16 protein-coding genes are annotated in these 15,630 nt (G+C 37.8%); 1 reads left to right on the plus strand and 15 read right to left on the minus strand.

What is annotated here, in order from left to right; translation table 11 throughout:
* Window positions 1-50 precede the first annotated feature (50 nt).
* From mog to nrdD, 13 genes are all read right to left on the minus strand, one after another.
* A complete protein-coding gene (mog, locus tag JP36_RS09150; RefSeq protein WP_039174065.1) occupies window positions 51-620 on the minus strand; it encodes a molybdopterin adenylyltransferase in 570 nt (189 codons plus the stop codon).
* Between the two features lie 3 nt (window positions 621-623).
* Window positions 624-1,094 (minus strand): DMT family transporter, encoded by a 471-nt coding sequence (locus tag JP36_RS09155; RefSeq protein ID WP_039174067.1) that lies wholly within the window; start codon window positions 1,092-1,094, stop codon window positions 624-626.
* Window positions 1,094-1,432 (minus strand): nitrogen regulatory protein P-II, encoded by a 339-nt coding sequence (gene glnB / locus JP36_RS09160; protein ID WP_013746768.1) that lies wholly within the window; start codon window positions 1,430-1,432, stop codon window positions 1,094-1,096. The genes JP36_RS09155 and glnB overlap by 1 nt, the downstream gene beginning before the upstream one ends.
* Before the next feature lie 22 nt (window positions 1,433-1,454).
* Window positions 1,455-2,618, minus strand: coding sequence for a 23S rRNA (uracil(747)-C(5))-methyltransferase RlmC (rlmC, locus tag JP36_RS09165; RefSeq protein WP_081964371.1), 1,164 nt, complete (start codon window positions 2,616-2,618; stop codon window positions 1,455-1,457).
* Window positions 2,618-3,649, minus strand: a complete 1,032-nt coding sequence (gene nagZ / locus JP36_RS09170) for a beta-N-acetylhexosaminidase (protein WP_039174072.1) — start codon at window positions 3,647-3,649, stop codon at window positions 2,618-2,620. The genes rlmC and nagZ overlap by 1 nt, the downstream gene beginning before the upstream one ends.
* A 7-nt stretch (window positions 3,650-3,656) precedes the next feature.
* Window positions 3,657-4,358 (minus strand): phosphotransferase, encoded by a 702-nt coding sequence (locus JP36_RS09175; RefSeq protein ID WP_234702179.1) that lies wholly within the window; start codon window positions 4,356-4,358, stop codon window positions 3,657-3,659.
* A 9-nt stretch (window positions 4,359-4,367) separates the two neighbouring features.
* The gene (locus JP36_RS09180) at window positions 4,368-4,727 is read right to left on the minus strand and encodes a YcfL family protein (RefSeq protein ID WP_039174075.1); all 360 of its coding nucleotides are present in this window, start codon (window positions 4,725-4,727) and stop codon (window positions 4,368-4,370) included.
* Window positions 4,728-4,741: 14 nt separating this feature from the next.
* Window positions 4,742-5,719 carry an elongation factor P--(R)-beta-lysine ligase gene (epmA, locus tag JP36_RS09185; protein WP_039136442.1) on the minus strand — a complete coding sequence of 326 codons (978 nt, stop codon included), beginning with the start codon at window positions 5,717-5,719 and terminating at the stop codon, window positions 4,742-4,744.
* 75 nt (window positions 5,720-5,794) lie between these two features.
* The gene (locus JP36_RS09190) at window positions 5,795-6,595 is read right to left on the minus strand and encodes a TatD family hydrolase (protein WP_039174078.1); all 801 of its coding nucleotides are present in this window, start codon (window positions 6,593-6,595) and stop codon (window positions 5,795-5,797) included.
* A 4-nt stretch (window positions 6,596-6,599) separates the two neighbouring features.
* A complete protein-coding gene (locus tag JP36_RS09195; RefSeq protein WP_039136548.1) occupies window positions 6,600-6,941 on the minus strand; it encodes a SirB2 family protein in 342 nt (113 codons plus the stop codon).
* A 65-nt stretch (window positions 6,942-7,006) separates the two neighbouring features.
* The gene (locus JP36_RS09200; RefSeq protein WP_039174082.1) at window positions 7,007-8,503 is read right to left on the minus strand and encodes a carbon starvation protein A; all 1,497 of its coding nucleotides are present in this window, start codon (window positions 8,501-8,503) and stop codon (window positions 7,007-7,009) included.
* Between the two features lie 173 nt (window positions 8,504-8,676).
* Window positions 8,677-9,144, minus strand: coding sequence for an anaerobic ribonucleoside-triphosphate reductase-activating protein (gene nrdG / locus JP36_RS09205; protein ID WP_039174083.1), 468 nt, complete (start codon window positions 9,142-9,144; stop codon window positions 8,677-8,679).
* Between the two features lie 9 nt (window positions 9,145-9,153).
* Complete coding sequence (gene nrdD, locus JP36_RS09210; RefSeq protein WP_234702180.1) at window positions 9,154-11,334, minus strand: anaerobic ribonucleoside-triphosphate reductase; 2,181 nt, start codon at window positions 11,332-11,334, stop codon at window positions 9,154-9,156.
* Between the two features lie 234 nt (window positions 11,335-11,568).
* On the opposite strand from nrdD, the gene dld reads away from it, so the two are divergent.
* The gene (gene dld, locus JP36_RS09215) at window positions 11,569-13,260 is read left to right on the plus strand and encodes a D-lactate dehydrogenase (RefSeq protein ID WP_039136460.1); all 1,692 of its coding nucleotides are present in this window, start codon (window positions 11,569-11,571) and stop codon (window positions 13,258-13,260) included.
* Between the two features lie 64 nt (window positions 13,261-13,324).
* Here the strand turns inward: dld and crr are convergent, their stop codons facing one another.
* Together crr and ptsI are read right to left on the minus strand one after the other, a co-directional pair.
* Window positions 13,325-13,825, minus strand: coding sequence for a PTS glucose transporter subunit IIA (gene crr, locus JP36_RS09220; RefSeq protein ID WP_039136462.1), 501 nt, complete (start codon window positions 13,823-13,825; stop codon window positions 13,325-13,327).
* Between the two features lie 73 nt (window positions 13,826-13,898).
* Window positions 13,899-15,626, minus strand: coding sequence for a phosphoenolpyruvate-protein phosphotransferase PtsI (gene ptsI / locus JP36_RS09225; RefSeq protein WP_039136466.1), 1,728 nt, complete (start codon window positions 15,624-15,626; stop codon window positions 13,899-13,901).
* Window positions 15,627-15,630 lie beyond the last annotated feature (4 nt).

The following is a 15,630-nucleotide window of genomic DNA, read 5'->3' on the forward strand; positions in this document are numbered from 1 at the left end:
TGTTTATTTTTTAACTTACCAGCAACCATTTTCATTTTCGACTTTTTGCTCTACTTTTTCTTTGGTCTAAAACTATCAACAATTGTTTTATGAGTATCAATATAAATACCACTTAATAACTCCAAACAATAAGGTACAGCAGCAAAAATACCTTTCACAATCACTTTACCGTTTTCGTCTTTCAATCCTTCCAACGTTTCTTTAATTGCTTTCGGCTGCCCTGGCAGGTTAAGAATTAAACTTTCTTTACGGATCACCCCCACTTGACGCGAAAGAATAGCGGTTGGCACAAATTGCAAACTAATCTGTCGCATTTGTTCTCCAAAACCCGGCATTTCTCGATCAGCCACTGCTAATGTTGCATCAGGCGTTACATCTCGCTTTGCTGGCCCTGTTCCACCAGTAGTCAACACTAAATGACAACCACACTCATCCACCAACTCTTTTAATGTTTGTTCAATTAACGACTGTTCATCAGGAATCAAACGTTTTTCTACCGTAAAAGGCGCTATTAATGCCTGCTCTAGCCACTGTTGCAAAGAAGGCAATCCTTTATCTTCATAAATACCTTGCGAGGCACGATCTGAAATAGAAACTAATCCAACTTTAAACTGAGTCATTATTTATCCTTTTATTGAAAACCACTTATCACCGAAAAAGAATAGCAATAATCCTCCCATTACCACCAACATACCTACCATTTTCCAGACAGTAACCTCTCGCACCGGCATATAAATTAAGCCAAAATGATCAATAATCATCGCCGCAATCAGCTGCCCAATAATGATAAAAAATAGCATATTGGTAATGCCTACTTTCGGAGCAAGAAAAATCGTAGTAAACACCACTAACGCACCTAATGGCCCGCCAATAAATTTCCAAAACGGTTGCCCAGCAAGATTTTGCAAGCCTTCCCATAAATTTGTCTTAAGCAAACATACCACCAACAACGCTAATGCTCCTGTAGCAAAAGAAATTAATGCCGCAATTAACGGCTGACCGGCAACCACTTTACTGAGCTGACTATTAATTGCCGCCTGAGAAGCAAGCCCAACACCAGCAACTAAAGCAAATACAACATAAATTATTCCCACTAAATTGCATCCTCGTTTTCTTCTCCGGTACGAATACGAATTACCCGTTCGACATCATACACAAAAATTTTGCCATCACCGATTTTTCCAGATTGAGCGTTATCAATAATCGCCTCAACGCACTGTTCAACCTGCTCATCAACTACAACAATTTCCAATTTCACTTTAGGCAGAAAATCTACCATATATTCCGCTCCACGATAAAGCTCGGTATGACCTTTTTGTCGACCAAATCCCTTTACCTCGCTCACTGTCATACCGGTAATTCCGAGATCCGATAATGCTTCACGCACATCATCCAATTTAAATGGTTTAATAATTGCCTCTATCTTTTTCACATTGACCTCCTGTGGCGAAATTTTATTTAGTTAATTCCAACAACACTAATACCTCATAGTGTGCCGTATGTGGGAACATATCAAATAACTGTACTTTGTTTAAATGATAACCAGATAAGCGTTGTAAATCCTGCTGCATTGTCGTTACATTACAACTGGAATATAGTAAAAAACGAGGTTGTAGTTCATTTAAATATTGTATTAATTTTTCACCAATACCTCGTCTTGGCGGATTTATAATTACTAAATCTGGTTTATCACCTTGATGTGCTTGAAATTTACTCGCATCAAGATCCTGAAATATCGCATTATATAATCCAGCTTTTTCAGCTGCTAAACGTGCAGAGCGGATTGCCGATTCTGAAATCTCAATACCGACTAATGACACCTCCGGTTCAACCTTTTTTCTAGCTAACGCACAATGCAAACCAAAACCGCCTACCCCACAGAACAAATCCCAAATCTGTTTAATCGGCAATGCTTGTGTCCATTGTTGAGCAGTGTGATATAAAGCAGCAGCAACTTGCGGATTAGTTTGAAAAAAGCCCTGTGGGCGAATAAAAAGGGAAATCTGATTGAATTGCTCTTCCAACACCTGTTGTTCTGTGAAGTAAATTTCTGTTTCACCCTCTAAAATAGCCGCATGTTGCGGTTGAATATTGGCACTAATCACGGCTAACTGTGGCAATTTTTGTTGTAATGAAGGCAATTCTCTACGAATCAAAGGCAATTTTGTTTCACTACGCAATACAAAACGCAACATAAACTGTTGATTGAATTGACTCTGTGTCAACAATAAATATTTTAACTCACCTTTACGCTTCGCCACGTTATAAGGCACAAGCCCTGCTCTAGCAATAAAATCTTTTAATTGAGCGAAAATCTGTTTAAATTCAGTGGGATAAAGTGGGCAACCAGTGAGATCAGTTGCACTGTTCATATCTTTAGGATTGGATAAAATACCTAATATCGGTTTCTCCACTGCGCCACTAACTACCATTTTTGCCCGATTACGCATCGCCTGTTGTGTCGATTGCTGTGGAGGAAAATAGATTGTTTCTTCGCTCACTAATTCGGATAGGCATTGTTGTAAATGCTGTTGTTTACGCTTAATTTGTTGTTGATAGGTTTGTTCTAGCCAAGTGCAAGAGCAGCATTGCCCTTGTGCATAATAAAGACATTGCATCAACCTTTTACCTCTAACCATTTTTGTTGTAATGAGGATAAAAAATGGTGTGCTTTAAGCCAACGTTCACTTGCTTGTAACTGAGATAAAGAAAACGTTTTTTTCTTAGTTAATTGTAAATAAGCTGTTTTTTCTTGTTCTGTTGGCTGATATGACAATTGATCCAGCACTTCAATCACCCCAGCACGCTCATTACATAATAGTAAAATATCACAGCCTGCCTCTAAAGCCTGTTGGCTACGCTCTACAAAACCGCCCATTACACCAGCACCTTTCATTCCTAAATCATCAGAAAAAATAATACCATTAAAACCAAGCTGTTGCCTTAGTACCTTTTTTAACCAGAAACTTGAGCCACTCGCCGGACGTGCATCAGCCTTCGTATAAATCACATGTGCTGGCATAATTGCATTCAGTTTCTGTCTTTCAATTAATTGTTGAAACGGTTGCAAATCTTGTTGTTGAATCTGAGCAAAAGAGCGTTCATCCCTTGGTGTTTCCAGATGCGAATCGGCAATAACGTGTCCGTGACCAGGAAAATGTTTTCCTGTTGTTGCCATTCCAGCCTGTAGCATACCATCACAAAAGGATTCCGCTAACGGCAATAACTGATGCCAATCTTGATGGAAACTGCGATCACCAATTGCTTTACATTGATGTCCAACATCCAAAACCGGTGCAAAACTTAAATCAATATCCATTGCGATCATTTCGGATGCCATCAACCACGCACTTTCCTGTATCCAATATTGTTGTTCATCGTTCGGTAATAATGCACTAAATGCCTGCATTGCTGGTAATTGCGTAAACCCCTTACGAAAACGTTGCACTCTGCCTCCTTCCTGATCAACCGTAATCAGAAGAGGACGTTTTACTTTTTGTCGAACTGTTTTAATTAAATGCAACAACTGCTGAATATCTTCAAAGTTACGCGAAAACAGAATAATGCCAGCAATTAGCGGATGATTAAGAATTTCAATCTCTTCCGCATCTACTGATTTACCTTGTAAATCAATGATTAATTTAGACATAACACCCTCAATTCAATTGTTGATGACAAATAAGCCACAGTGAGATCAAATAATCTGCCCATTGCAAACAAGCCTTTTTTTGTGCTTGCCACTGCTGAAATGAGACCAATGGATGATTGATAAAATAATGTTTTAAAAAATAATTTTCTTGCCTTGTAGTTAAACGATTAGCTTGCAAAAATAACGCCAGCTCCCAAAACGGATGAGCAGAACCGGCATACTCCCAATCAATAAAAGCTAACTTTTGACCGTTTCTTACAATATTACCGAGATGTAAATCAAAATGGCACAATGTTTTCACCCCTGTTAAGTCTGATCGTATTGATGGAGCAATTAAATTCGGTGCATATTTAGCTAACTCTGTACAACGTTCAATAACATTAATTTCACCCAACGCTGCAAAAACCGTTTGCTGTTGTAACTGTTTTAATGCCACTGCGACCTTTTTTAACAAAGGCTTCGTCCATTTTTTTGCCGTTTTCCCCCAAATATAGTTCACAACCAGTTGATATGAATGTTGTTCTATGATTGTGGGGGAAATAATTGCCTTATTATCAACAGAAGCCAAATAGTTTAAAACGGCAGCCTCTCGTTCACGATCTACACCAAGCAGCAACAATTCAGGAGTTTGATAACGAGCGACATAACGAATCCCATCAATGATGACAATTTCACTGCCTTGTGTCATTCCCTGTGTTTGTAAATTCATTTTTCTTATCTAATTGGCTTTAAAATAGACACGGTAATTCACACTGTTTTCATTCGGCTTTTGTAACTGGATCGTTTTTTGTTGTTGTGCGGCTAAAGTTAACACATTCCACCGCTCTTCCTGCTGCCAGTTAGCACGCTGAGTAACACCATTTTTGTCATACCAAGTCAGCAAGAAAGCAGCTTTAATTAACTCATCAGCTCTATTTTTTATCTCGAGCTGTGATGAATTTGCTGACACCTGCAATGAAGGTGTCAACACAGCTTCAATATTAATCACCGGTTGATTGCTACGCAACGGTGACTTCATCTGTGAAGAACAAGCATTTAATCCCAGCAATACACTCAACATTAAAAAAAGTGTTCTCATTTTGCCTCCATCTATTATGCATTTTTTATTGAAAAAGAGATGACATCTTCAATATTGTTTGTCGATAACGCAATCATTAATAAGCGATCTACCCCCAATGCTACACCGGAACAAGATGGCATTCCAGATTTCAATGCTGCCAGAAAACGGCTATCCATTTGTTGCGGTGGCAAATGCAATTTTTCACGCAACAGATTATCTTGTTCAAAACGGTGCATTTGTTCGTTTGCATCTGTCAATTCGTGAAAACCATTCGCTAACTCCAAACCTTTATAATAGAACTCAAAACGCTCCGCTACACGATGATCTTCCGAACTGATTTGTGCCAATGCCGCCTGTGCTGAAGGGAAATGATAAACCGCAATAGGGCGTTCCTGTCCAATATTTTTTTCGACTACTTCACTGAATAAATATTGCAGCAACGTATCTCTTCCTTCCATATCTGCGTTGATCAATCCTTGTGCTTTTGCCTTTTCTACTAACTCTGCTTTGGTAGCAGATAACGGATCAATACCAACATATTCCTGAAATACAAACTGATAGCTCAAAGATTCCGCAGGTGGGCAATCTAAAATTTGTTGCAACAAATCATCCACTTCATTGATTAAACGATACATATCAAAAAAAGGACGATACCACTCTAGCATAGTAAATTCTGGATTATGGCGTTTTCCCGCCTCTTCATTCCTAAACACTTTGCAGATTTGGAAAATCGGACCGCTCCCCTCTGCTAATAAACGTTTCATATGGTATTCAGGACTGGTAATTAAATGCAGCGTTTTTTTCTGATCAAAAGGCGGTGTAAATTCTGTTTGGAAGGTAGAAAGATGAACATCCGTCACCGAAAACTCGCTTAAAATAGGGGTTTCAACTTCCAATAAACCACGATCAACAAAAAATTGTCGAATATCAGCAATAATTTTGGCTCGTTTTAACAGGTTCTGAATGGATGAAGTGGATTTCCAATTTAATGATTGCTCAATATCTGACATAGTAATTCCTTAATCAATAGAAAATCCGTTTATTGTAATGACTTCAGCTATAAATAACAATTTAGCTCATAATACTTAACTATGCTTTTCCGACAACAGCAACTGTACGCTGCTTTGCCAAAGCTGTTCTGCAATATTCTCCTGATTTTCTGATCTTAATTGGCATAATTCTGCAAAAATAAGCGGCAAACGTGCCGGATGATTCGGCTGCCCTTGCCAGCCCATTATTGGCATATCCGGGCTATCCGTTTCAAGCACCAAAGCGGATAACGGCAAACGGGCAATTGCCTGTCGAGTTTTATTCGCACGTGGATAAGTAATAGTACCGCCGACACCAATTTTATAGCCGAGATCAACACATCGTTTCGCCTGTTCATAGCTGCCGGAAAAACCGTGAACAATACCGGCTTTCGGCAATTGATGTCGCTTTAAAAAGGTATAGAGCTGATCGTGTGCGCGGCGAGAATGTAGATTCACCGGCAAATGGTAACGGTTTGCCAAACTTAATTGTGCATCAAAAAATTCGCACTGTTTCTGCCACATTTGCTCCGTGATAATGTCTGCCGGATAACGATCCAAGCCAATTTCCGCCACCGCAATACATTGGTTATTTTGCTGTGCCAAATGTTGTTCCAGATAATCCAAATCTTGACGCTGATGGGTAGCAATAAAAAGAGGGTGCAATCCCACACCATAGTAGAGATTCGGTTGCCCACTGAGCCAAGTCGGCAAAAAATCAATACTTTGTCGATTAATGCCGACAACCAACATTTTCTCAACTTGTTGCGCATTTGCTTCTGCCACCAGTTGCGATAATGATTGATTCAGATCTTGTGCCAAATAATCTAAATGGGTGTGGGTATCAAAAAACGGCATAATATTAATGGAAATAGCCTAATAACATCGCGACAATAAAACTAATTAATGCAGGTAAAATGAATTTATTTTGTGGATTTTGTCGTTTAAATGCTTTTGCTGCCAAAATAATATATAACACCAAAGCAATAAATTTAATTATTAACCAATTCATTAATGGAAATTGAAAAAAGAGTAGAAAAGAAAGACCACTCAATAGCAAAACAGTATCAATAATATGCGGTAAAACACGTAACAATTTATATTGACGCCAATCTTTTGTCTGTAATTGCAAGCCACCACGAATCACGAACAGAATTAAACTTAACCAAGCACTAAATAAATGTAGGTAAATGAATGTTTTCATAACAAAAATAGCCATCTATAAAAGTAGATGGCTATTTTGCATAATCAATTAATTAAAATCAATAATTAAGCAGAGGTAACCTCTGAATCGGGATCTCCATTAGCAATTGGTTTTAATAACAAGAAGAAAGCAACAACAGCTATTACTGTCATAGCAACACCTAACCATACTGCCACAGTATAATCTAAGCCAAAGCCAATTTTCGCATATGCTAAATAAGTTGCCGAAACCATTGTCATAAATATAGCCGGTATAGTACAAATCCAATGAAATTTCTTATAACGATAGAGATATGCCCCAGCTGTCCATAACATCACCATTGCCGTAGTTTGGTTTGCCCAACCAAAATAACGCCAAATCACTTGGAAATCTACTTTAGAGATAATGAATCCTATAACGAATAATGGAATAGCAATAATTAATCGTTTAACTAAATGGCGCTGATCCATTTTGAAAAATTCAGCGATAATTAATCGAGCTGCACGGAAAGAAGTATCCCCAGAAGTAATTGGCAACACTACTACACCAAGTACTGCTAAGAAACCACCAAACATACCTAGCATAGTTGTTGCTGATTCATAAACTACTTGTGCCGGTGTTCCAGCTTTAATCGCTTCATTCATTAATTCAGGGCTATCATAGAAAGTTAAACCTACTGCACACCAAATAAGAGCAATAATACCCTCACCGATCATCGCACCATAGAATACAAACCTTCCTTCTTTTTCGTTTTCCATACAACGCGCCATTAATGGTGATTGTGTAGCGTGGAAACCTGAAACTGCACCGCAAGCAATAGTTACAAATAATAATGGCCAAAGTGGTAAACCTGATGGATTAAGATTTTTAAAGAAATCCGTTAATGATATATCTCCGCCAAAGGAATGGAACAAAGGTTTGCCTTCAACTAATAATGCAATGAACATTCCTGCAGACATAAATAACAATAAAGCACCGAATAATGGGTAGATTCGACCAATAATTTTATCTACCGGCACAAGTGTGGCTACAATATAGTAGGCAAAAATAATTAATGTCCAAATAGCTAAAGTTGAACTTTTATCAAAAGAAACATCAAAGAAACGTGGTAATTCATTAACTGTAAGGTTAGTCAATAAATTAGCAGGTGAAGTAACAAATACCACCCCTACTAATACCAACAACAGCAGTGCCAAGATATTCATAAAATGCTTGGCTGGTTGTCCTAAATACTTACCGGCTAAATTAGGCACGGAAGCACCACCATTACGCACACTCAACATACCACTAAAATAATCGTGTACTGCTCCAGCAAAAATACAACCAAAAACAATCCATAACATTGCTACTGGCCCGTATAATGCACCAAGTATTGGTCCAAAAATTGGCCCAGTCCCTGCAATATTTAATAATTGAATTAACCAAATTTTGCCTTTAGACATAGGAACATAGTCAACACCATCTGCCATTAAATGTGCTGGCGTTTCACGTTTAGGATTAATCTTAAAAACTTTCTCTACGATAGATCCATAAATAAAATAGCCAGCTATTAATAAAGCAACTGCAATAATGAACCACAACATAATTTCACCTTTAACAATAGTTGTTCAAAACGGACAAATTCTAGCAAAAGCCTTAACTTATTGTTAAAAATTTCTGTAAAGATGTGATTAATATCACAACAATCTGCTTTATATGATGAAATTTTTATCATCTATAACTAAAAATAGGTATAAATTTTAGTCTAAAAAGTAATCTAAATGTTAAAGCGATAGATAATCTGATTAGCTGAACCTCGCCAAACTAAACTTGGGTCTGCCTGTTCTTGTATAAATTTACCATCAATCAAAACATCAATATAATGTAACATTTCTCGCTGTTGTTGATTTAATTCGTTTAAACGATATCCTGTCCAACACCAAATATCTTTCCCTTTACACTCCGTTTTTATTCGTTTCACTAACGGTAATAATCTTTCAACGTTTTTCGGATGCAATGGATCACCACCGGAAAGCGATAAACCTTGACGACGAACACGTGTATCCTGTAAATCTCGAATAATCTGCTCTTCCATTGCATCAGTAAAAGGCACACCGGCATCAAATGACCAACTTTTTTGGTTATAACAGCCACGACACTGGTGAGTGCAACCGGCAACGAACAGCGTGCAACGCGTTCCTTCACCATTAACGACATCAACAGGATAATATTGTAAATAATTCATTTTCAAGCCTTATAAATGTTTAACCCGTCTTTTCACCTCTTCCTGTTTTCCAGGATTAAATGGTCTAGCATCTGGGCTACCCAAATAACCGCATACCCGACGAATAACCGACACTTTAGTGCTATCGTGATTACCGCATTTCGGACAAACAAAGCCTTTACTGGTACACTCGAATTCACCGGTAAACCCACATTCATAACACTCATCAATAGGTGTGTTAGTACCATAATAAGGTACTCGATCATAACTATAATCCCAGACATCCTCCAGTGCTTTTAGATTATGCTGCAAATTAGGATACTCTCCATAGCAGATAAAACCGCCACTCGCCAAAGGTAGATACACCATTTCAAAATCCAATTTATCGTAAGGATTGACTTTTTTCTCTACATCCAAATGGAAGCTATTGGTGTAATACCCCTTGTCAGTTACTCCTTCAACAACACCGAACCGCTTGCTATCCAAACGACAAAAACGATCACACAAGCTCTCACTTGGTGTTGAATATAAACTGAAAGCATAACCGGTTTCCGCCTGCCATTTTTTTGTTACCTCACTAAGATAACTGACAATCGCCACACCTTTTTCCTGTAACACTTCAGAATCAAAAATATGTCCTTGTCCGTATAATGCATTAATTGTTTCGTGAATACCGATATAACCAAGTGAAATTGAAGCTCTTCCTTGTTTAAAAATATCAGCTACATTATCATCCGCTTTCAATCTCACCCCACAAGCGCCTTCCATATAGAGAATCGGTGCAACTCTTGCTTTAGTTTGTTCCAATCGTGCAATTCGAGTTAATAACGCTTGTTTAGCTATCGCTAAACGCTGATCTAAAATATGATAAAAACGTTGTTCATCGTGTTGAGCCTCCAACGCAATACGCGGTAAATTAATGCTCACCACACCAAGATTATTACGTCCGGCGTGAATTTCCTTACCGTTCTCAACATAACGCCCTAAGAAACTACGACATCCCATAGGCGCTTTGAATGAACCGGTAACTTTTACCACTTGATCATAATTAAGAATATCTGGATACATTCTTTTAGATGCACATTCCAATGCCAATTGTTTAATATCATAATTCGGATCTTGTGGTTGTTGATTTAAACCGCGTTTAATCGTAAAAACCAATTTCGGAAATACAGCAGTTTTGTGATTTTTTCCTAAACCAAAAATACGATTCTGCAAAATCGAACGTTGAATTAATTTTGCCTGCCAACTTGTCCCCAACCCGAAACCGAAGGTAACAAACGGAGTTTGTCCATTAGCGGTATGCAACGTGTTGACTTCATACTCCAAAGATTGAAATGCATCAAAACACTCTTTTTCAATTAAAGCTTTTGCATACCCCTCCCGATCAGGAATATGCCACACTTCCGCATTATGCAGATGTTTTTGGTAACTTTTTTCAACATAAGGCGCTAACACTTCATCCAAGCGATCGATGGTTGTTCCACCGTAAATATGGCTCGCCACTTGAGCTATAATCTGAGCTGTAACTGCTGTTGCAGTCGTAATTGATTTAGGCGGTTCAATTTCAGCATTGCCCATTTTAAAACCTTTAGTTAACATACCTTGCAAATCAACCAACATACAGTTAAACATTGGGAAAAACGGTGCATAATCCAAATCGTGGTAATGAATTTCACCACGTTCGTGAGCTTGTACTACCTCTTTTGGCAACAAATAACTTTTTGCATAATGACGTGCAACAATACCAGCCAATAAATCTCGTTGTGTCGGAATCACTTTTGCATCTTTATTAGCATTTTCATTTATTAGCAACACATTATTTTGTTCAATCAGCCCTTCAATTTCTTGCGTTAATCGGCTTCTCTTTTCACGTTCTTTATCTCTATCGTGACGATATTCAATATAAGCACGCGCCACTTGCGGATACCGGCTTTGCATTAAATGGTTTTCAACCCGCTGTTGAATATCAGCAATATCAATCTGTTGATTCACCCCATTCAGAATTTCAAAACTAATTTCCTGACTAAGTTGTTCAAAATAGCTGTCATCCTCAATATTGACCGCCTGTGCAGCGTTTTTCATCGCATTTAAGATAAATTGGGAATCAAACTGTGCTTTAGAGCCGTCACGTTTAATCACAATCGGTAAAACAGATAGATCTCGATAATTTACGGAATTAAGTTGTTGTTGAGAGGAATAAGTAAACATAGCAATCTCCTTTTTAAAATCGGAAGATACTATATATAGATATTTTTTATAATGCAAACACAATATATTGTGCCTTGTTGCTATTTTTCATTGTTTTTTACTAACTTGTAAAATGTTTTTTCCTGCTTTAAAAAAGATAGCTGTTATACCCTAGTGGCGCTATAATCACTGGGTTTTAACAAATTTAACATTTCTAAAATTTATTTTTCCTACTGATAAACAAAGGAGTGTTTTATGAACAATAAGCAATCTCTCATTCAAAAACTGCAACAGATCGTTGGCAAACCACACTTACTTACCGATGAAGCCAAAACCTTACCTTATCGACAAGGATTCCGGTTCGGAGAAGGAAAAGCGATTGCTGTTGCTTTACCTGGTTCGCTGTTAGAACAGTGGCAAATTTTACAAGCCTGTGTTGCTGCCGATGTAATCGTGATAACACAAGCTGCCAATACCGGATTAACCGGCGGCTCTACCCCTGACGGCAACGATTATGATAGAGATATTGTGATCGTCAATACAATGCGTTTAGATAAAATTCAAACTATTAACAATGCCGAACAAGTAATTTGCTTACCGGGAAGCACCTTATTTAAGTTGGAACAAGAGTTAGCTAAACACGGCAGAGAGGCACACTCCGTGATTGGTTCGTCCTGTTTAGGCGCATCTGTATTAGGCGGTATTTGCAATAATTCCGGCGGTTCTTTGGTTCAGCGTGGGCCGGCTTATACACAAATGGCTCTCTTTGCACAAATTGATCAGCAAGGAGAATTAAAATTGGTCAACCATCTAGGCGTTGATTTAGGCTCTTCACCTGAAGAAATTTTAACCCGTTTAGAAAATCAAGATTATACAGCGCAAGATATTCATAATGATGTCGGTGTCGGACACGATCACCACTATTGCGATCACGTACGTCAAGTTGATGAAGACACGCCGGCACGCTTTAATGCCGATCCTAACCGTTTATATGAGGCCTCCGGCTGCGCCGGTAAATTGATGGTTTTCGCGGTTCGGGTAGATACTTTCCCATTAGAAAAAAATACACAGGTTTTCTATATCGGTACTAATGATATTCACGAACTAAATGATATTCGTCGCACCATTTTAGCTGAATTTAAACAGTTGCCAATTTCAGGTGAATATATTCATCGCGAGGCATTTGATGTTGCAGCAATCTATGGCAAAGACACATTCTGGGCAATTAAAATTCTTGGCACTAACAACTTACCTAAATTATTTAAATTAAAGAATAATGTTGATCGTTTTTGTCGCAAAATCCCGTTTTTACCGGAAAATATCTCCGATAAATTAATGCAACTTGCAAGCCATCTATTACCACAACATTTACCGCAAAAACTGCGTGATTATCGTGATCAATATGAACATCATTTGATTTTAAAAATGGCAAATAACGGTATTAATGAAGCCAGAAACTTTTTACAAGACTATTTCTCGAATAAGAGCAGTGCATTTTTTGAATGCAATCCACAAGAGGCGCAAGCAGCAATGCTACACCGTTTTGCAGTTGCCGGCGCAGCGGTGCGTTATCGCATTATTCACCACCAACAAGTGGAAGATATTGTCGCACTGGATGTTGCTTTACGCCGTAATGACAGAGAATGGTTTGAAACCTTACCGGACAACATTAATCAAAAATGTATCCATAAACTCTATTATGGACACTTTATGTGCCACGTTTTCCATCAGGATTACATCATTAAAAAAGGTGTGGATACTCAGCAGCTAGAAGAAGAAATGTTGGTATTACTGGATCAACGCGGTGCGCAATATCCGGCAGAACACAACGTTGGGCATCTTTATCATGCCAAACCGACTTTGAAAAAATTCTATCAACAGTTAGATCCGACAAATAGTTTCAATCCGGGTATCGGTAAAACATCTAAGAAAAAATATTGGGCATAAACCTAAAAACAAAAACCACATTGTCTAAAACAATGTGGTTTTTAATCTTTGATGATGACAGCAATTATTTTCTAATTACTAATACAACAGATTCTCCGGCAACTGCTTCACCAGATTTTTTCTCCATATGTGTCACTTCATCCATATTAGAGATAACAATTGGAGTTAATACTGATTTTGCCTTTGCTTCCAATAATTCAAGATCTAATTCGATTACTGTATCACCACGTTTCACAGTTTGTCCTTCTTGTGCAACACGATTAAAACCTTCACCTTTTAGTTCTACCGTATCAATACCAAAGTGGACAAATAATTCAACACCTTCTTTTGACTCCATTGAGAAAGCGTGATTAGTTTCAAAAATCTTACCGATAACACCATCAACCGGTGCTACAATTTTATTGCCGGTAGGACGAATTGCAACTCCATCGCCTACGATTTTCTCAGAAAATACAACATCTGGAACATCTTCAATATTAACAATTTCACCTGTTAACGGTGCATAAATCTGCACTTCAACAGATTTATTTTCTTTAGAACCGAATAGTTTATCGAATAAACCCATTTTCTTCTCCTTATCAGAATCATTTCTAAGCTCAAGCTGTGCTTAATATTAGCGGAAAATTTTATATTTGTATCTAATTTAATGCTTTTTCAGCTAAAAAATTAGAAATAAGTTGTTCAATATCTTCTGCTGTAGGCTGCTGTAAAACTTCTTTTGCAAGATCCTGTGCATCCTGATAATTCACATTACGAATTAATTTCTTAATTTTCGGCACAGAAATTGCACTCATACTGAACTCATCCAAGCCCATACCAAGCAATAGTATGGTTGCTTTTTCATCCCCAGCTAATTCACCACACATTCCTGTCCATTTCCCCTCAGCGTGTGAAGCATCAATTACTTGTTTGATTAATGATAATACTGAAGGTGTCAATGGATTATAAAGATGAGAAATCAATTCATTACCACGATCCACTGCTAATGTATATTGTGTTAAGTCATTTGTTCCGATACTAAAGAAATCAACTTCTTTCGCTAAGAATTTAGCATTAACAGCTGCTGACGGTGTTTCAACCATTACGCCAACTTGAATATTTTCATCAAAATCTTTACCTTCTTCACGTAACTGTTGTTTTAATGTTTCCAATACCGCTTTCAATTCCCGCACTTCCTCAACGGAAATGATCATTGGAAACATTACAGCTAATTTACCAAATGCTGAAGCACGTAAAACCGCTCTTAACTGAGCAATTAAAATTTCTCGACGATCCAACGCAATACGGATAGCGCGCCAACCTAAGAAAGGGTTCATCTCTTTCGGCAAATTCATATAAGGCAAATCTTTATCGCCACCAATATCCATTGTACGTAAAATAACTAAACGGTTTTTCATCGCTTCCACCACCGCTTTATATGCTTGGAATTGCTCTTCTTCGCTTGGTAGCTGATCACGATCCATAAATAAAAATTCTGTACGATATAAACCAACACCTTCCGCACCATTACGTTCTGCTCCATCAATATCACGAATTGTCCCAATATTGGCACAAACATCAACTTGACGACCATCTAACGTAACTGCTGGCAAATCTTTTAATTTAATTAATTCCGCTTTTTCTTCTTTATATTTTTGTTCTAATGCTCGTAAATGGCTTATTTCTTCTTCTGTAGGATTAACATAAACAGCATTATTAATTGCATCAAGTACAACATAATCACCGGTATTAATGCGTGAAGTAACATCATTTGTACCGACAATTGCAGGTAATTCTAAAGAACGTGCCATAATAGAGGTATGGGATGTTCTTCCTCCAATATCAGTAATAAAACCAAGCACTTTATCTAAATTAAGCTGTGCAGTTTCTGATGGAGTAAGATCATATGCTACTAAAATAGATTCTTCCGAAATTTCACCCAAATCTATAATGTTCATACCTAAAATATTTTTCAACAAACGATTTCCAATATCACGAATATCTCCAGCACGCTCTTTAAGATATTCATCATCGATATCAGAAAGCATTGCGACTTGCTGATCAATAATGACAGAAGCCGCAACATCCGCTGTTACTTTATGTTCTTTTAAATAGGCTACGATTTCTTCTTCCAACTCCTCATCTTCCAAGATCATTAAATGACCTTCAAAAATGGCTTCTTTTTCTTCACCTAAAGTTTGACGTGCCTTTTCCTTGATTGCAGTTAACTGTGCTGACGCCGCTTCTCTACCTCTGTAGAATCGAGCAACTTCGCTTTCCACTTCATCATCGGAAATTTTACGTTTATCAAGAACAATTTGTTCCTCTTTCAATACTAAGGCTTTACCAAAAACAATGCCTGGGGAAGCTAAAATACCTGAAATCATAATA

It is taken from the genome of Gallibacterium genomosp. 1, from assembly GCF_000771875.1.
Taxonomy (GTDB): Bacteria; Pseudomonadota; Gammaproteobacteria; order Enterobacterales; family Pasteurellaceae; genus Gallibacterium.